The organism is Marinobacter metalliresistant (genome assembly GCF_038098645.1).
Lineage (GTDB): Bacteria > Pseudomonadota > Gammaproteobacteria > Pseudomonadales > Oleiphilaceae > Marinobacter > Marinobacter metalliresistant.
This window is the reverse complement of record NZ_CP101118.1, coordinates 785,333-803,983: the sequence shown is the minus strand read 5'-3', so window position 1 is coordinate 803,983 and position 18,651 is coordinate 785,333. Positions and strand designations below refer to the sequence as shown.

Genomic DNA, 18,651 nt, shown 5'->3' with positions numbered 1-18,651 from the left:
AAAAAGCGCCGTCTTAACTTCCACTGGCGGCGTACAACGGGTGTATCGAGGTTACAGCCCATCAGACCTCGGAACGCTTGATCCTGGGCACGTAACGTCCGGGCGCCAGGATGAAATTGGGGTCGACTGCAGCTTTCAGTTGACTGGCCAGCCTGGAGAAAGCAGAGTCACTGGTATTCAGGGTGCTCATCGCGTCGATGTTGAGGCGGTAGGGCAGGAAGCCTTCTTTCTGCCCCGCTTCATACAGGGCGCGATAGCAGTCGTTGGCCCGTGCTGTCGCATTCTCGTCCCTGCGATCAAAGAGCAGGGGAACGGTAGAGTCGAAGCAGCGATCGTTTACTGTCGTCAATGTAATTAACGGATTGACACCGTACTGCGGGCAAATTCGTTCAATCATATTGATGTAGCGGCGAACGTCTTTTCCCCGTATCGGAACCAGCGGCGCGAACCATATGAGCCCACAGCCATCCCGTGCGGGGTTTTTGGGCTGCCCAGTCTCGGGCAGGGTGCCTGAGCGCCAATAGGCCAGCGCCAGCGCGACATCGTTGGGGGTGCCATGCATGATTTCCAGCGCGCCGGAGAGGGTATCCGCCATGCCCTTAACCCGTGCAGCCAGCCTGCCGGGTAGCACGCGGGCAATAGTCCGCGCCAGGTCAACTTTTCGCTGGTTGATAAAAACGAGACGGTCGGTTACCGGGCCCAGAAGCCGCCGTAGCGTGCGTCGGGCCGCTCGGGCTACCTCCTTTGAGGCATAAATCGCACCAACCCCGCTCCAGGCAGGAACGCCATGACTGTTGGCGAGACGTTCAACTTCGTGAGCAGGCAGAACACCGTCAATGGCCCTGTCTTCAGGGAAGGGTGTCATCATCGAGAGCATGCGTTGGCTGTTGAGCAGGTTAATCGCCACAACCGAACCGCCGAGCGCTCGCAACACCGCCCTGACGGTGGGCACCAGCGCTTCCAGTTTGGCGTCGTCCTTCGTGGAAAAGAAAAACGCCGTCACGGTGTCGGGAGCCGGCGCAAGGGCGATGGTCATATTCACAACCACTCCGAAATTCCCCTGGCTGAAGAGCCCATCGAGATAAGGGCCGAGGCCCCATTTGAAAAGCCCGTCCACTTCCGCACCGCCAAGTTCGCTGAGCGGCGTCCGGTAAAGGGTGCCGTCGGGCAGGATCGCTTCTATCTTTGTCACCGCTGCAAAATGGTCAGTAATCGGCGTGATGCCGTAACCCCGCTCAAGCGCATTGCCAAGAATGCTGCAGGTGGGGCCCGCGCCGGTTACCGGAACGAGATAATTGCCATCATGGTGATCAAGGAAGTCCCTCAGGGCGCCCTGGGTTACGCCGGGCCCAACAGTGACAACGCCCATGTCGGGATCAAAATCGGAAATACGGTCAAGCCGGCTCAGATCAAGGATGACGCAGCCGTCTTCAACCGGATTGGCACTACCGTAGCCCCAGTTATTGCCCGTGCTTACGGGATAAACCGCAACTTGCCAGCGTTGCGCAACCTGAAGAACTGCTGCGACCTGCTCCTGGTTCTCAGGGCGGAGCACAGCCGGAATTGAGCGCTTCGCTCCTATTGTGGAGGCGCCAAACTCTGCTGCGTCAGCCGCAACGACTCCGGATTCACCCAGAATAGTGGCCCATTCGTCAATTGCAGATTCGGTAGCGGTGCGATTCACTGGCATTTCCACGGTTTATCGATGACTTCTATGAATGCTTCGTTAAAGTTTGCTAATGGGTTGTTCATTAATTGCGCAGAGATTATAGGCGAGATAAGGTCGGCAAAACCATGTTGTACCATTACCACTTTGAAAACGGTTTGCTTTAAAGAACTGAAGTGCAAACAAACAGTTGAAGTGAAACCCGAGAAATGCAGCGGGGACCTGTTTATTAAAACAATTTAACCATGGTTGGGTTTTATCCGGATGTTAAATTGTAACTAATTGAAATTTAAGGGAAGTGTTAGTTATTTGGCCCTACGGGTCTGGTTAACGTTAAGAGATATGTAAACATAACGTGTATATGAAAGGGGTTGTAAATAAAATGCTACAAATTTAAGCGCCCGGTTGTCAGTTTTATTTACGTGTTCGTGGAGAAGTGTAATGCAGGCTTTACAATATGCGCTTTTAAGTCTTTGTTAACAGGGGGTTCCCTGCTTTCGGTTTGCGCAGAAGAAAGAGTCAGGCCTGACTGGCAAGCCAGGTCCGGGTACTGGAAGTGAGAAGTGAGGAGTGAATGGTGCCCGGCACTTCCTTCCTTTTGCTGTCCTCTGGATCTTGGGCCTTGGTGCCGGGTGCGCTAGTCTGTACCTGGAAGACACAAAAATCGAAGGAGTCCCTGCCATGTCAGCAACATTCGATCTCAATGAACGCCCCGACTACGACCAGCTCATACAGACAATTACCGATTACACCCTCGGCTACCGGATTAAAAGCAAAGAAGCCTGGAACACCGCCCGCAACTGCCTGATGGATACTTTGGGCTGCGGCCTGCTGGCCCTTCGGTTTCCCGAATGCACAAAGCACCTGGGCCCGATTGTTGAAGGCACGGTAGTGCCCCATGGCGCGCGCGTTCCCGGAACCTCCTTCCGGCTGGATCCGGTAAAAGCGGCCTGGGATATTGGCTGCCTTATCCGCTGGCTGGACTACAACGACACCTGGCTTGCTGCCGAGTGGGGGCATCCGTCCGACAACCTGGGGGGTATTCTTGCGGTTGCTGATCATCTTTCCCAGAAAAGGGTGGCGGAAGGCAAAGAGCCGCTGACCATGAAGGACGTGCTGGGGGCCATGATCATGGCCCATGAAATCCAGGGTGTGCTGGCGCTCGAAAACTCCTTCAACCGGGTAGGACTGGACCACGTGGTGTTGGTTAAAGTGGCCTCCACGGCCGTCACCGCCAGACTGATGGGCGCTAACCGGGAGCAATTGCTGTCGGCACTTTCCCACGCCTGGGTAGACGGCCAGTCATTGCGAACCTACCGCCACGCGCCCAATGCAGGCTCCCGGAAGTCCTGGGCAGCAGGCGATGCCACATCTCGCGCGGTACGATTGGCCGATATCGCCATGCGAGGAGAAATGGGCATTCCGAGCGCACTGACAGCCCCCCAATGGGGCTTCTATGATGTGCTGTTCAGCAAGACCAACAAAGATCAGAAGTTAAAGCCCGAGGATAAGCGTCAGTTTTCTTTACCCCAGGAACTAGGCTCCTACGTGATGGAGAACATCCTGTTCAAGATCTCCTTCCCGGCGGAGTTCCACGCCCAGACAGCGGCGGAAGCGGCAGTAGCCCTGCACCCCCAGGTCAAAGACCGACTCGACGAGATCGACCGTATTGTCATCACCACCCACGAATCCGCCATCCGCATCATCTCCAAGCAGGGCAGGCTTGCGAACGCGGCCGACAGGGATCACTGCCTTCAGTACATGGTGGCTGTCCCGCTGATTTTTGGGAGTCTCACCGCGGAACACTACGAAGACAGCTTCCACGAAGCCAATCCGCTTATCGACCGGGTTCGGGAGAAAATGGAAGTGGTGGAAGATGAAAGGTATACCCGTGAGTACCTGGAAGAAGACAAACGCTCCATCGCCAACGCCATTCAGGTGTTCTTCAGGGATGGCAGTGCCACGGACAAGGTCGCGGTTGAATACCCCATCGGCCACCGTCGCCGCAGGAAGGAGGGGATTCCGCTCTTGGAAGACAAATTCAACAACAACCTTGCCACCCGGTTCCCTGGCCAGCGTTGCGACCGGATCTACCAGCTCTGCAAGGATCAGAAAGCGCTGGAAGGCACGCCAGTGCATGAGTTTGTCGGGCTTTTTGTGATCTGAATATGAAACAGTGGGTGTCGGTTTAATTTACAGTTTGTGGGTAAGGGCTTCATAACAAGCTGAAATTTAAACAGTTATCATTGTGGCGCGAAATGTGCCTTCAGTACTCCGGCGAAGGCGAATTAATCAGTGAAACGGAGTACTGATATGAACAAGGCAACAGCCATTATTGCGACCGGACTACTCTTTGGCGCATGCTCCTGGGTTTCCGCAGCACCCATTCTTTCCGTCAGCCCCCAGGGCGGAGCCGCCGCTGGCCAGGCCGAAAGTAACTTCCTGGCAACCCTGAGCGGCGGCTATCTCACCGAAACGTTCGACAACAATACCTTTTACAACCCTGGTGATCAGTCAGTTTCCATTAACTCCCAGGTGGGTGTCGGCAGTTTTACCAGCGCGGTGCCGGGTTCCGGCGGCCTTTGCGATAGTGGCGGTTACACCTGCACGAAAGGCCTTGCCGTTCTGGATGCAGGCACAACGCCTTTCAGCGGGCGCTACCCGGTATCCGGTGACAACTGGCTGGACAGCATGGACGCCAGGGAAATGAGCATCTCGCCGGCTGCGGGTTACAATGCCATGGGGTTCTACATGACAGATCCTAACGATGCGGGTGGCCGGTTCTCGATTGGCGGCGTGGGGTTCAGTTTCAACGACATCTTCGGAACAGCCCTGGGTAACGGCACGATTTTTTACATCTCGATTTTTGACTCGGCAGGCCTTGGCGGCGTGTCCATCTTTTCCAATAAACCGAATGACGGCTACGGCCTGGATAACGTAACCGTCGGTACCGTTGCGGTCCCGGAGCCCGGCACCCTGGCGCTGCTTGGGCTCGGTCTCCTGGGGCTTTTTCTGGCCCGCATGCGCAAGCGGTCGTAACGCCTGATACAGAGAAGAAACTGACAACCCGGGCGCCGTGTGTTGTCAGTTTTCTTTACATTCTGAACGCACCCTGAACGGCTGACACGCTCATTCTGTTTGCCGTTGGTTGCAGTTACAGGAATTTACAGTACACTGCTGTTCATATAACGCTGTATGTAAACGCACTGGATGCGTTGTTTCATTGTTGTGAGCAGCAAAAGGAGTTGGCGTGGCCCACGTCAGATTGTTCAGGCATTACATCCATCTTCCGTATGTCATCCTCGGCCTGATTGATTTTTTGCTGCTGGCGTTTGCCTTCGCCCTGACGGTATTTTTTCGCTACTTCGGCGACCTTTCCTTCTTCCTTGAAAACCTGCGATTTCTGTTGCCATCAGCGGTTGTCTTTTCGGCAATGAACCTTTTGGTGATGGTGGCGCTTGGTGTTCACCAGTCGCGCCTGGAGGAGGGCATGTCGGGCATGATGCTCCGCACCATCATGGCGCTGATTATCAGCATTCCTTTAAACGGTTTTGCCTACCTGCTGGCAGCAGACTGGTTGTGGTACCTCGGTGAAAGCGGTGTTTTGACAACAGGGTCTGTGTTCGGCTTTTTCCTGATCGGTATCGCGCGCTCAATCTTCTTCGACACGGTGGGCAAGGACGCCTTCAAACGAAAGGTGCTGGTACTGGGTGCTGGCTTTCGCGCCAGGCAGATTCACGAAGACCTTAAAGCACCATTGAACCGCAAGGGGTTCATCCTGATGGGGTTTGTCCCCCTGCCGGACGAGCCGGTTGAGATCCGCGACGACTACCTGCTGAACATTCCCACCACACTTCACCAATTCATCATCAAGAACCCGGTCAGTGAAATTGTGGTAGCCGTGGATGATCGCCGCAAGGGCCTGCCCATGGAAGACCTGCTGGAATGCAAGATGGAGGGCGTAAAAATTGTTGACGGTATGACTTTCTATGAGCGGGAGAGTCGTAAAGTTGCGCTGGAAATGGTCACCAGGGGCTGGCTGGTTTTTACCGATGGTTTTACCGTCTCGTCGGTCTTCGGATTTGGTAAACGATCACTGGATATCCTGGCAGCAACAACGCTCCTGCTTGTGAGTTTGCCGTTGATGATCCTTACCGTCATAGCCATAAAAGCAGAGGATGGCTTCAGGGCGCCGATGCTGTATAGCCAGGAACGGGTAGGGCTTAACGGCAGAGTCTTCAAAGTGTACAAATTCCGCTCCATGATTAACGATGCTGAGAAAAATGGAGCAGTCTGGGCCAGCAAAAACGACACCCGGGTAACCCGGGTGGGTGACGTTATCCGAAAATTACGGATCGACGAACTGCCGCAAATCTTTAACGTTCTCAATGGCACCATGGCCTTCGTGGGCCCGCGCCCCGAACGGCCGGTGTTCGTGGCGCAGCTGTCTGAAAAGATACCGTTTTACAGTGAGCGCCATCGCGTAAAGCCTGGCCTGACCGGCTGGGCCCAGCTATGCTTTGCGTACGCGGGCAACGAGGAAGACACGCGGGAAAAACTTTGTTACGACCTCTATTACATCAAGAATCAAAGCCTGTTGCTGGATTTATTGATTATAATTCAAACAGTAGAGGTGGTACTGTTCAAGAAAGGATCAAGGTAGTTTCGGGACCTGCCCTCCCCGGGACACGGAAACAGACACGGAATCAGAGAGGAATAACAATGTCATCGAAGTATTCACTGCGGGGACTGCTGATCTCCGTGACGGCGGTAGCGTTTGTAACGGGTTGTGCCGGGCCTCAGCCATCGTCTCAGGAAGACATCAACGAAGCTCTCAGCCTGCAGACATCAACGGGGGTCGAGGAGTATGTGCTCGGCCCAACGGATGAAATCCAGATCTCGGTCTGGCGTAATGCGGATCTCAGCATCGGCGTTCCCGTACGCCCGGACGGCAGGGTATCCATGCCCCTTATTGGCGATGTCCAGGCCACCGGTAAAACGCCGGAACAGCTCGCCAATGAAATCGAGGAAGGCCTTAAAAGCTACATCCGTGAACCCCAGGTAACCGTGGTGGTCAAGTCCATGGGCAGCCAGGAATTCAACAACCGGGTGCGGGTAACCGGCGCGGTCAGCCAGCCCATCTCCGTGCCCCACAGGTCCGGAATGACGGTCCTGGACATGGTGCTGAGCGCAGGCGGTGCAAACCCCTTTGCCAACCTCAACGACGCCATGTTGTACCGCTCACTGGGCAACAGGATGGTGGCCATTCCCGTTCGACTCAACGACATTCTCAGCAAGGGTGATGTATCCACCAATTACCGCCTGCGACCCGGGGATATCCTGACCGTGCCGGAACGGAATTTCTAGGATAGGCTGCAACCGCTGTTTGAAGCCGGCGCGGAACTGTTTATCAACAGGTAATTAGAGATGGCACTTCCATTAAACCAGATTCCTTCGGAAATAATCAGAGAGGTCCGCTCGCGTAAGTGGCTGGCCTTTTTCCTGTTCACAATTGTCAGTTTTGCCGTACTGGGGGCAGGGTTTGTCTGGCCTTACAAGTATGAGTCTCAGGTTGTGATATTTGTGGATGACCAGAATATTATTCGCCCGCTGATGGAAGGCAGTGCCGTAACCACCGAGATCAGCGAGCGCAGCTCCGTAGCCCGGGAAATGCTCTGGTCCCGGGATGTCATGTCAAAGGTTGCCAAAGACAAGGACATCTTCGGCCAGGATGCTGACCAGCTGACCGACGAGGAACTCGAGCGCAGAATCGGCATGCTTCGCACTAACATGAATGTGCGTCCCCGTGGTGACCGCTATTTCAGTATTGGTTATACCTCCGAGTCGCCCATGCAGGCCTTCCGCATTGCACAACGCCTGGGGCAACTGTTTATATCCGAAAATTCGGAAAGCAAACGCAAGGAAAGCCGTAACGCCTACAACTTCATCGACAAGCAGGTCAAGAATTACGAGTCCATACTTGCCGGGGTTGAACAAAAACTGAAGAAGTTCCTCTCCGAGAATGTTGACGGAACGGAAAGCGAAGCCAATGCCCGCATGGCGAACCTGCGCCGCGAACTGGAACTGGCCGAGCTGGAGCGCTCCGAACTGATGGCGCGGGCCGAATCCCTGGAGTCACAACTGGACGACGTGCAACCCATGCTCAGCCAGGCCAGAACGGCAGATTCCTACACCCGCAGAATTCGCGAGAAGGAAACCCAGCTTGACGAACTACGGCTGCAGTACCACGACACCTACCCGGATATTGTGGTACTGAAGGAACAGATTGCCGAGCTGAAAAAACAACGGGACAGGGCAGCCCTCAGTGGTGAGCTGGGCCTGGCTGCCAGTGAAGGCGATCAACTGGTCAATCCTCTGTACCAGGACATCAGCGCGGAAGTTGCCAAAACCCGCGCCAGTATCCGCACCCAGGAATCACGCATCAATTCGCTTGAGAATCTGATCGCGGAGCAGGAAGAGCGGATGGCGCGTATCCAGGAAAACAAGACACAGTATTCAGAGCTCACACGGGATATGGAGGTCAACGAACAGATCTACAACGACCTGCTCAGACGCCGCGAAAAAGCCCGGGTATCCATGTACCTGGACATCGAAGGCCAGGGCCTGAATTTCCGCATCAATGAAACCGCTCAATTCCCCCTGGACCCGGTTGGCCCGCAGTTCCAGCTGTTTGCTTCCGCTGGCCTGATTCTCGGAGCCCTGGCCCCGTTCGGCCTTGCGGCCGGCGCACTGCAGATAGACCCCCGTGTACGGGCCCGGAAACAGCTTGAAGACGGTATTGGCCTGCCCGTGCTGGCAGAGATGCCCCACGTACGAACACCCTACGAGAAACGCAGGGACCGATTTTTAACCGTTTCCGTCGCTGTATGCGCCGTGCTGGTTGTAGCTGCCTATGGCGGTGTTGCCGGTGCTGCTCTGATGGGGGTTATTTAATGACAGAGCAAAAACGGGACAGGGAAAGGGAAGAGATGAAAACCAGTACCCGGGCGCGTGATAACAACAGCGGTGGAGCGGATTTCAAGGCAAGGGAACGCACAGGCGATCTGAAGAAACAGGGTGCGGATTCCGATAGCGGGCACGGCAACGATTTCTCCCAGTGGGATGACTCCCGCATGCTGGTACCGAGTTCCCTGGAGTTGGGCCCCGGTGCTGTCGACAAGTACGTGATCAGCAAACAGATCGTCAAGATGCAGGAGCCCCGCCGGCTCACCCGCGACGACATGGACGAGCGGCGCATCATTTATCCGGAATCCCAAAACCGGGCCCTCGTCAACCGGTTTCGCCACCTGCGTACCAAACTGCTGGAACTGTCGGGTGGCAACAACTTCACCATGGTGGTCAGCGGCGCCTGTGAAGGTGCGGGAACCTCTTTCATGGCCCTCAACCTGGCAGCGGCATTTGCCTTTGACCAGTCCAAAACCGCGCTGATCATCGACTGCAACCTGCGCGCCCCCTCACTGCACGCCCAGTTGGACCTGGCCGCCGAAACCGGGCTGACGGACTTCCTGGAAGACCCGGACTACGACATCGGCCGGATTATCTATCCCACGGGCATTCCACGCCTGCGCCTGATACCGGCAGGCAGCAAACGCGAAACGCCAGCGGAGTTCTTTACCTCATTTCGCATGAAGCAGTTCCTGCAGGCCATCCGCCGCCGCTATCCAGATCGCTTCATTGTGCTGGATACGGCGCCCATTTCCGACTCTCCGGACGCACGGATTCTGACCGATCTTTGCGATTACGGCATGCTGGTGGTCCCCCACGGCAAGCTGACGCCAGGCAAGATTGAGAATGCGGCCCTGGCGTTCAATCCGGATAAATTTGTGGGTGCGGTGATCAATGGTTAAGGCAATGGCGTTCAGGTCTTTCGCCGCGAAGCTGCGGCCTTCGCTGGGGCTGGCCCTTCTGGCCAGCTCGCCGGTTACGATGGCTACACCTCCGGAGCTGTATGTGGGCTTTGGGCCCAGATACAGCGACAACATCGCCAGAAGGGCGGATCAACAGCAGAGCGATATTGAAAACCGGTTTACCTTACGGGGCAACTACCAGACCGATCCCGGAAAATGTATTGCCAGCGCGAACGGCGAATTATCCTATTCGGTGTACTCGCAGAATACCTACGAGCCGCAAACAGGAATTAATGCAGGCGTTACAGGCAGCTGTGAACTAGCACAGGGTCTTTCCTGGGAAGTCGACAACCAGACCCGGGAATATACCCGAACCCGTCGCCTGAGCAACACACCCGACAACCGGACCCGGAAAAATGTCTTCCGAACCGGGCCCAGCTATCTCTGGCAACTGTCACTGCTGGATTCGGTTCAGTTATCCTCAAGTTATGAGAACACAGAGTATAACGACCTCTCAGACCCGAACAGAAATAATAACAGTACTCTGTCCTATCCAGACAGTGACAGATTCATCGGCGCCATCGCCTGGAGCCACCTTTTTTCGCCGGATTTTTCCGCCGGTTTATCCGCTTCGGTGAGCGACGCGGAGCTTGACACCGGCGCGCAGATCCGAAGAAGCACACTCAGTGGCACCTACAGCAAGCGCTGGGCCACAACCGCATTGAGTGGGTCCCTGGGGGTCAGTGAAATAAATACCACACTTGGGAGTTTTGAGCAGAATTCAGGCGGGGTGGTGGGTGACCTGAACCTTACACGCTCACTGAACTCCGGAGGAACGCTCTATCTCAGGGCCTCCCGGGAGTTCACGGACCGGGCATCGAATTACGACATTCGCTTCAATGAATTCACTTTCGAGCTGGAAGAAAGTAACACGCTTGAAGCCACCAGTATTGAAACCGGCCTGGACAAAATATTCAGTAACGGTGATTCCTTGTCTGTCTCCGCCTTCGCCAACCGCTCCGACTACCTGGGAGCGAGATCCGTCGCCGGAGGCCGGCGGGACGGAACAGGGGTAAGGGCCGGTTATACCAGACGACTGACCCCAAAGCTGTCCGCGGTCGCCTCTGGCGAGTATGAGTTGCTGACCTACAAGGCAGACCGAGCCGATTATCAGACCACCGGCCTTGATCTGGGCCTGACCTACCGCTCCTCGCGCCGCCTTGAGTGGGCCGCAAGAGTGGGCCGGTATGAGCGCGACAGTGACATCGAAACACAGACCTATAATGAGAACTGGGTGCAGTTAAGTGTTGACTACAGGCTTCTGTAAACCGGCGCCGCAAGGATGTGATGACCATGAGCGCGATTGAAAACGCCCTGACCATTGATGTTGAAGACTACTTCCAGGTTGCCGCACTGGCCGAAGCCGTCCGCCGGGAAGACTGGCATTCCATGGAATACCGGGTAGAAGCCAACACCCAGCGCATTCTCAGCCTGCTGGACCGTCACAAGGCCAGGGCTACCTTCTTTACCCTGGGCTGGGTTGCAGAAAAGTCTCCCGAACTGGTTCGCCTGATCCGGAAAGAAGGCCACGAAATTGCCAGTCACGGCTACAGCCACCAGCTTATCTACAACCAGACCCCCGAGGTTTTCCGCGAAGAAACCCGGCGCTCCAAAGCCGTCCTGGAAAACATTACCGGTGAACCCATTACCGGCTACCGGGCCGCAAGCTATTCCATTACCAATGAAAGCCGCTGGGCACTGGATATTCTGGCCGAGGAAGGGTTCGCCTGGGATTCCTCAATATTCCCCGTTCATCACGACCGCTACGGCATGCCTGGCACCCCCCGCTGGCCTCACACACTCACTACGGACAAGGGTTATAAACTGGCCGAGTTTCCGCTCAGCACCCTGAAACTGCCCGGCTACACCCTGCCGATCGCCGGCGGTGGCTATTTCCGATTGTTTCCCTACTGGTTCAGCCGCTGGGGCCTGGGCAGCATCAACCGTCAGGGCCAGCCGTTCGTGTTCTACCTTCACCCGTGGGAAATTGACCCAGGCCAGCCGCGGCTGGACGTTAAATGGTTCTCCCGGTTCCGGCATTACAACAACCTGGATGTGTGCGAACACAGGCTGGACCAACTGCTGGGCCATTTCCCATTCACCACCGTGAGCAACGTACTTCGCGCCCAGGGCGTTCTGGGCGGTGAGCCCCGGGAGCCCAGCGGGCTGAAAGCCGCAGGCGGGATTGCATGATGCAGTTCGTGTTCTGGCTTTCGATAGTTTTGCTGTTTTACATCTACTTTGGCTATCCGCTGGCGGTGAAAGTTGTCGCTTCGGTCAGGCCGAAACCGGTGCAAAAATCAGACCGCGACCTGCCAAACGTCTCCATCCTCATCGCGGCCTACAATGAAGCCAAAGACATCGAAGACACCCTCAGAAACAAGCTGGAACTGGATTACCCCGGTAACCAGCTTGAAATTCTGGTAATTTCCGATGAGTCTGACGACGGCACAGACCAGATCGTAGAAAAAGTCGCAAAAGATGCCGCCTGTTCCGTTCGCCTGTTCCGGCAGGTACCCAGGCAGGGTAAAACATCCGGCCTGAATACCCTGAACCAGAACGCCACTGGCGAAATCCTGCTGTTTTCCGACGCAAACTCCCGGTGGGATACCCAGGCCCTGCGAATGCTGGTCCGCAACTTCAACGACCCGGACGTGGGTTACGTCACCGGCAAGATGGTTTACGTACACCAGGACGGCTCCCTGATTGGCGACGGCTGCAGCGCCTACATGAAATACGAAAACTGGCTGCGCCTTCAGGAAACAAAGGTTGGTTCCGTGGTGGGCGTGGATGGCGGAATCGACGCCATGCGAAAGCAACTCTACCACCCCCTGCGCGCAGACCAACTGCCCGATTTCGTGCAGCCATTAAAGGTAGTGGAGCAGGGCTACCGTGTGGTTTATGAGCCCGAGGCTCTATTGAAGGAAGAAGCGTTAACCGACGGCGGCAGTGAATTCAGCATGCGGGTGCGGGTAAGCCTACGGGCACTCTGGGCTTTGAAGGATATGAAACATTTAATGAACCCTGTGAATAATAGCCTTTTTGCCTGGCAGATGATTTCTCACAAGCTGCTGAGGTACGGCGCATTCGTGCCGATGGTCACACTTGCATTGGCAACGCTTTACCTGGCGCCAAAGGCCGGCATATACACCCTCTCAGCCCTGGGATATGTGGCGTTTGTACTTCTTGCCTGGCAGGGCCGCAAGAAAGAAGCCGGGGGACAAGCCCTCTCCCCGGTTTATTCCATACCTTACTATTTCATGCTTCTGAATCTTGCCTCCTACAAAGCGTGTGTTGCGTTTTTCAGGGGAGAGAAGAAGGTTATCTGGAATCCAAGGAAGGGGTAAATCATGATTAGTGAAAGAATTATAGAAGCGTTCAGTTTGCCGCCGGAGCGAGTTGGCAGGGAAATCCGGAGCGATACGCAAAAGGAATTGACAGGCAAGGAGCTGAATCTGTTGCGAAGTGAATTTCCCGGCTTCGAGAGTTGGATAAAAGAAAAGACAGTCGTCGATTTCGGTTGTGGTCTTGGTTTCCAGACAGCCGCTCTCGCAAATGCGGGTGCCAAACTGGTATTGGGGCTCGATGTGAACGAGGAATATATAGATTACGCTACCAAACATGCCCAAGAATGTGCAGGAAATAAGGAGAAAGTATTATTCTCAGCCAACTACAAAGGCGAAGTATGCAAATACGACGCGGTAATTTCACAAAATGCCATGGAGCACTACTCGGACCCGAGTGAAGTTTTGGAGAGAATGAAGGACCTTATTCATGAGGATGGCCAGTTGATGATTACGTTCGGGCCTCCTTGGTATGCTCCTTACGGAAGTCATATGCATTTTTTTGTAAGCTCCCGTGGGTAAACATACTCTTTCCTGAAAAGGCTGTGATGCAGGTCAGAAAAAAGTATCGCAACGATGGCGCAAGACGATACGAAGAAGTGGAGTCCGGGTTAAATAAAATGAGCCTGTCTAAATTTGAAAAACTCTGCAAAAACCATCGCCTGGAAGTTGTTTACCGAAACTTTAGGTGTATAAAAGGATTGGATTTTCTTTCTCATATACCAATATTGAGAGAGTTGTTTATTAATAGGGTTACGGTCATATTGAAAAAGTGCAGTCAAGGTTCGAGTTATTGAAAGCGTCCGCTGTTGGCGAGGAAAAGGTATCGAAATTGCTGTTCAGCATTGCCGATTGCATAGACCGAATTGTTAGTCTATATTCTTGCAGTTATCCGGAATCTAGAGATGCCAGAGCCTCTGAAATTGCCCACATCAAGGAGCACCTTTCATTTCGAAAGCTTTATAGGCCTTGGTGGTTTTTGGGTGGCTGCCAGTATGTCAGGGAAGGGGCCTTTCTCTGTATTTTACTCAATACCCTATTACTTCATGCTTCTGAATGTTGCCTCCTGAAAGGCGTATGTTGCTTTTCTGAAGGGTGAGAAGAAGGTTATCTGGAATCCAAGGAAGGGATAGGCCATCAATGGGAGTCAAGGTACTACACCTGATTGATAGCGGTGGCCTCTATGGCGCCGAGAAAATGCTTATGAGCCTGGTTCAGGAACAGGTAAAACAGGGCCTTGAACCGATGATACTCAGTGCTGGAGAGCGCGGCATAGACCAGAAGCCTATCGAGGCGGATGCAAGGAAAAAAGGACTCCCTGTCACGCCGTGGCGGATGAGGCCGGGCCTGAATCTCAATGAATCCTGGAAGATACTGAAATGGGCTCAGGGAAATGGATATGATCTTCTTCACTCACATGGATTCAAGTTCAATGTCCTTTTAGGCATGTATCCGGAAAAGTTCAGGCGCATTCCGATGATCGCCACTTTGCATGGATACGTTCATGCTCCACGTTTTTCAAAAATGTGGATATACGAATCCCTGGACCGGCTTGCCATCGGCCGTATGAAGGGTGCCGTTCTCGTGGGAGAGGCTATGAAAAGGGAGTTGCCGGAAAAGCTCTCAAGCGGGCACACCATTGTTATTCCAAATGGCCTGAATATTTCAGAACTTCAGCAAGCGTCCCTGGCTTCACTGGGTGAGCCTTTCAAATCATTTTATGACAACCATGAATTTGTGATTCTCGGCGTAGGCCGGCTCTCCAGAGAAAAAGGGTTCGACAGATTACTATCAGCTTTTTCTGAGCTCAGAAAAGCATCCCCCAAGTCAGGTCTGGTTATTGTTGGGGAGGGCGGGCTTCGTCAGCAATTAGAGGCATTGGTTGAAGAGCTGGGTGTCAAAGACGATGTGCTTATGCCTGGATACTGCAGCACCGTGCCTGCGCTGTTAAGACATTCAACGGCACTGGTTATGCCCTCCCTGACAGAAGGCCTGCCGATTACGCTTCTTGAGGCGATGTCGTTAAAAACGCCGGTGGTTGCCTCTGCTGTCGGCGAAATACCAAAAGTTCTGGACGATGGGGGGGGTGGTGAACTTCTGAGTGACGTTGAGCCAGCAACCATTTCCAGAGCTATTGAAAAGTCTCTGGCTGAAAAAGAACTTACCAGCCGGAAAGCGGAGCAAGCGTACGAGACGGTAAATGAAAACTACTCATCCGAGGCAATGGCCGCCCGTTACCTTGAGTTCTACAACACGGTTCTTGCGACACCATGATTGTCCGTTCGACAAGATATCTGCTTACACGGTTACTGTTTCTGGCAATGGGGCTCCGGGTTCACCATTTCCGGAAAGAGGTAGAGGGTCTTTGGAGCCTGAGTGAAGAAGCCAGATCCCGAAAGCTGAACCAGATACTGGCTCGAAACCGACCACTAAACTCCGCTGTTAAAGAGGTGACTGGACTGGAAGCCTTGAGGTCGTCCCCGTCATTGTCGAAGAAACAACTCCTCACCCACTGCAAGGATAAACAGGAAAGGAGCGACTTATTGCGATTTGGTCGCCATACAGCCGGTACAACGGGCGAGCCCACTCATGTCTCGCTTACCCGGGAAGAACTCGCCCGGATGCTGGGTGTTCGTGATTACTGTTTTCGACATTATGGTGTAAAGCTTGGTCAGCGAGAAGCCCGGTTATGGGGCAGGCCTAAAGACGGCATTAAATCCTGGCTCAAGAACTTTGGAATGAACAGGCGGGTTTTTCATCCGGTAGGCCCAGAAGCGAAGGAAGAGGTGACAGACCTCTTAAACTGGAAACCGGATTATCTTTACGGTTATGCGTCGCTGTTACTCGAAGCCGCGCAGATTCTCGCGAGTATGGATATTGAGTTTGATCCACCGAAATGTGTTGTGTGTACGGCGGAGTCGATTCTCCCGGCTCAAAAAGCATACATATCGCGGATGTTCAAAGCACCGGTAGCGGAAGAGTATGGTTCAACCGAGTTTGATGTAATTGCTTTCGAGTGCGCTGAAGGACATCGTCATCTCGTTAATCCCTGGGTGATTATTGAAAATTCTGGAGATAAAGGGTGTTTAGCGACAGATGTATCCAGAACATCGCAAAACCTGGTGCGTTACGAATTGGGCGACTATCTTACTTTGGAAGTCACAGGCTGCGGTCTGTTGGGCGCCAAAGAGGTGGTTTATCAATTGGAAGGTCGCTCTATAAATCGCTTTGCTTACTTGTCGAAGAATGAGAAGTTCCACGCACTGCAGTTCGCCCGAGCGGTGAACCGGTATCAATCAATTTCGGGAGAAGCTTTTGAATTTACCGTTTACCAACACCAGTATGGCCGTTTTATACTAGAGACCTCAATCAGCCCGAAAAAGGGTCGGCTGGACTTGTCAGCCTTTATTTCTGAATATCTGTACAGAGTGGTGGGCGTGCGCGTGAATATCACACCCACCAATGAAGGCATAAATAGAGAGCCTCATAAAAAGAAAGGTTACTTTGTACAATCAATGGATCTGGATCATGATGGCTGAACCGGTAAGCTAATTTAGTATTATTTTTTAGCTATTGATCAGGACATGCTATAGGCGATTAACTGGAAATCGATATTTTCAAATTTTGAGTTGCTCAATTATTAAGGGTAGTGCCCATAAAAGGTAAATTAATGAGCAAAAAATTTGATGTATTATGGACTGGGGGATGGGATTCAACCTTTAGGGTAATCCAGTTACTTTTACAAGGTGTTGATGTAAAGCCTCATTATATCTGCGATCCGGGTCGAGATTCCACGACTTTTGAGATATCAGCGATGCATCAAATCCGTAATCAGTTGAAAAACAACCCCAAGGTTAAGGGTAACCTGCTACCTGTAAATATTGTCAAATTTTCAGATTTTGAAAAATATAAAGACATTGAAGAAGCATATATAGATCTAATGAAGCAACACTATCTTGGGGAACAGTATAAATGGATTGCCGATTATTGCAGGCATAAAAATATAGAATCAATTGACCTGTCGATTGTATCCGTTAATAGCGATCATTTTTTTCAGCAAAATTACGCCAGGAAGGATTACCCTTTTTCTGTGATATTCAAAAATCTGAATTTCCCACTCATTAACATGTCAAAGAATGACATGAGGGAGTGGTGTGTTGATAATGGATTCCTTCCGGTCATAGAGAGTAGCTGGTTTTGCCACTCTCCCACACGGAGTGGTAAACCCTGTGGAACCTGTAGTCCGTGTATAGTGGCCATGGCGGAAGGTATGGGGTATCGCCTGCCGACTAAGGCAAAAGTGCGTTATCACTTTAGAATCCTGCCGAGGCTGAAAAATTTCCTAAAAAATCATCCAAGATTTTATGTATACTTATTTAAATTGAAATAATATAACAACTGCCTTGGCTTTGTTTTTTTGTAAATGGTTTCATTGTTGTATTTGCAATTTCTGAATTATTTTTTTAGATGAACTTTGCTTGATTTTATAAATTATGTTTTGTATGGATAACTTAAGGCATGGATATTTTTATATATGATTTAAAGTAATTTAAAATGTAACTGGATAATATGTTTATCGGAATTTATTGATTTAATTTTAGCTACAAAGCAGGAAGGCTATTTATTGAAAATCAATCTGTTGACTTTTTCGTTGCTAGTTGGGTTAATTAATTTATAAGCATCATGAGTGTATTACAATGAAAAAATCAGTTTGGATAACATGGGATGATCACCGAAGGTCGCGCGAACTGGCCGCCCACTGGGGGATGAGCTATAAGGTTTTTGAATATTCAGGCTCTATGTTCATTAGGTACATTAAGCTGTCGACAAAGACTTTGATGTATATGAGTAAAAATAGTCCGGATATTATTTTTTGTCAAAATCCTTCAGTCGTTTTATCGGCATTACTGACGTTTTTTTGTAATATTAAAAAAATCACTTTAGTTGTTGATCGTCATTCAAATTTTAAAATTGCATCGAGGAAAAGCCTTCTCCCGAAATGGATAATTTTTCATCTGGTGAGTGATTATAGCCTTCAAAATGCTGACCTCACGATTGTAACGAACAGTGAAGCGGCGAATTATGTTTCCTCTATTGGAGGAAAGCCTATTATTCTTCCTGACAAATTGCCGTCGGATTTGTCAGGAGTCAAAAGAAAATTGGAAGGAGATGTGAACTTTTTGTTTATATGCTCATTCAGCAGTGACGAGCCAGTGGATGCAGTTCTTGCTTGTTTCAAACGACTTGATAAAAACTACCACGTTTATGTTACGGGAAATTTCAAGAAGCATCGGGATTGGCAACAATACCGGGATGATGAGAATATTCACTTCCTTGGTTTTGTTAATGAAGATACTTATTTGAGCTATCTGAAATCCGTGGATGTAACAATTGTGTTGACGAATATGCCAATGACGCTGAATTGTGGTAGCTACGAATCGGTTAAAGCTGGCAAGCCCCAAGTAGTGGCCGATTCATTGGTTATTAAGGAATGGTTTCGAAGCGGTGCGGTGTACGTGGACCCAAAAGATGAGAACTCAATTTTTTATGGGATCAGGGAGACAATTGAGAGGCTTGATGACTTAAAAATTGCCCAAAGAAAATTTTCTGAGACGCTTGAGTCCGATTGGAGCGTGCTGGAGGAAAAATTTCGTCGGGCAGTTACTCAAAATTTGGGCCATAAATTTTAAGGATCAATCTGGGTGGTTTCTAC

The 18,651-nt window shown here is 52.0% G+C and carries 15 protein-coding genes; 14 read left to right on the top strand and 1 reads right to left on the bottom strand.

All coding sequences use genetic code 11. The features are described 5' to 3' along the window. Positions 1-61: 61 nt before the first annotated feature. Positions 62-1,690, bottom strand: a complete 1,629-nt coding sequence (locus NLK58_RS03735; protein WP_341582093.1) for an FAD-binding oxidoreductase — start codon at positions 1,688-1,690, stop codon at positions 62-64. A gap of 657 nt (positions 1,691-2,347) precedes the next feature. Here NLK58_RS03735 and prpD point away from each other — a divergent pair. The 14 genes from prpD (at position 2,348) to NLK58_RS03665 (ending at position 18,628) form a co-directional block, all read left to right on the top strand. After that, positions 2,348-3,832 (top strand): 2-methylcitrate dehydratase, encoded by a 1,485-nt coding sequence (gene prpD, locus NLK58_RS03730; protein ID WP_341582092.1) that lies wholly within the window; start codon positions 2,348-2,350, stop codon positions 3,830-3,832. A 147-nt stretch (positions 3,833-3,979) separates the two neighbouring features. Continuing rightward, a complete protein-coding gene (locus NLK58_RS03725) occupies positions 3,980-4,705 on the top strand; it encodes a PEP-CTERM sorting domain-containing protein (RefSeq protein WP_286803865.1) in 726 nt (241 codons plus the stop codon). A gap of 211 nt (positions 4,706-4,916) precedes the next feature. After that, positions 4,917-6,329, top strand: a complete 1,413-nt coding sequence (locus NLK58_RS03720) for a TIGR03013 family XrtA/PEP-CTERM system glycosyltransferase (RefSeq protein WP_339621292.1) — start codon at positions 4,917-4,919, stop codon at positions 6,327-6,329. 59 nt (positions 6,330-6,388) lie between these two features. Then, positions 6,389-7,033 carry an XrtA/PEP-CTERM system exopolysaccharide export protein gene (locus NLK58_RS03715; RefSeq protein WP_303286405.1) on the top strand — a complete coding sequence of 215 codons (645 nt, stop codon included), beginning with the start codon at positions 6,389-6,391 and terminating at the stop codon, positions 7,031-7,033. A gap of 60 nt (positions 7,034-7,093) precedes the next feature. Next, a complete protein-coding gene (locus NLK58_RS03710; RefSeq protein WP_341582091.1) occupies positions 7,094-8,620 on the top strand; it encodes an XrtA system polysaccharide chain length determinant in 1,527 nt (508 codons plus the stop codon). Next, on the top strand, positions 8,620-9,534 hold the full coding sequence (locus tag NLK58_RS03705; protein ID WP_341582090.1) for a polysaccharide biosynthesis protein: 915 nt from the start codon (positions 8,620-8,622) through the stop codon (positions 9,532-9,534). The genes NLK58_RS03710 and NLK58_RS03705 overlap by 1 nt, the downstream gene beginning before the upstream one ends. Before the next feature lie 4 nt (positions 9,535-9,538). Further along, complete coding sequence (locus NLK58_RS03700; RefSeq protein ID WP_341582089.1) at positions 9,539-10,861, top strand: outer membrane beta-barrel protein; 1,323 nt, start codon at positions 9,539-9,541, stop codon at positions 10,859-10,861. Positions 10,862-10,887: 26 nt separating this feature from the next. Continuing rightward, positions 10,888-11,787 carry an XrtA system polysaccharide deacetylase gene (locus NLK58_RS03695; protein WP_303286399.1) on the top strand — a complete coding sequence of 300 codons (900 nt, stop codon included), beginning with the start codon at positions 10,888-10,890 and terminating at the stop codon, positions 11,785-11,787. Further along, on the top strand, positions 11,784-12,941 hold the full coding sequence (locus tag NLK58_RS03690; protein WP_341582088.1) for a glycosyltransferase family 2 protein: 1,158 nt from the start codon (positions 11,784-11,786) through the stop codon (positions 12,939-12,941). The genes NLK58_RS03695 and NLK58_RS03690 overlap by 4 nt, the downstream gene beginning before the upstream one ends. A 3-nt stretch (positions 12,942-12,944) precedes the next feature. Next, positions 12,945-13,460, top strand: coding sequence for a methyltransferase (locus NLK58_RS03685; RefSeq protein WP_341582087.1), 516 nt, complete (start codon positions 12,945-12,947; stop codon positions 13,458-13,460). A gap of 618 nt (positions 13,461-14,078) precedes the next feature. Next, positions 14,079-15,212: a glycosyltransferase gene (locus tag NLK58_RS03680; RefSeq protein ID WP_341582086.1), complete on the top strand. Its 1,134-nt coding sequence runs from the start codon at positions 14,079-14,081 to the stop codon at positions 15,210-15,212. Between the two features lie 212 nt (positions 15,213-15,424). After that, positions 15,425-16,477, top strand: a complete 1,053-nt coding sequence (locus NLK58_RS03675; RefSeq protein ID WP_341582085.1) for a CoF synthetase — start codon at positions 15,425-15,427, stop codon at positions 16,475-16,477. A gap of 131 nt (positions 16,478-16,608) precedes the next feature. After that, the gene (locus NLK58_RS03670) at positions 16,609-17,328 is read left to right on the top strand and encodes a 7-cyano-7-deazaguanine synthase (protein ID WP_341582084.1); all 720 of its coding nucleotides are present in this window, start codon (positions 16,609-16,611) and stop codon (positions 17,326-17,328) included. Positions 17,329-17,635: 307 nt separating this feature from the next. Continuing rightward, positions 17,636-18,628 (top strand): glycosyltransferase, encoded by a 993-nt coding sequence (locus NLK58_RS03665; RefSeq protein ID WP_341582083.1) that lies wholly within the window; start codon positions 17,636-17,638, stop codon positions 18,626-18,628. The last annotated feature ends 23 nt before the right edge of the window (positions 18,629-18,651 follow it).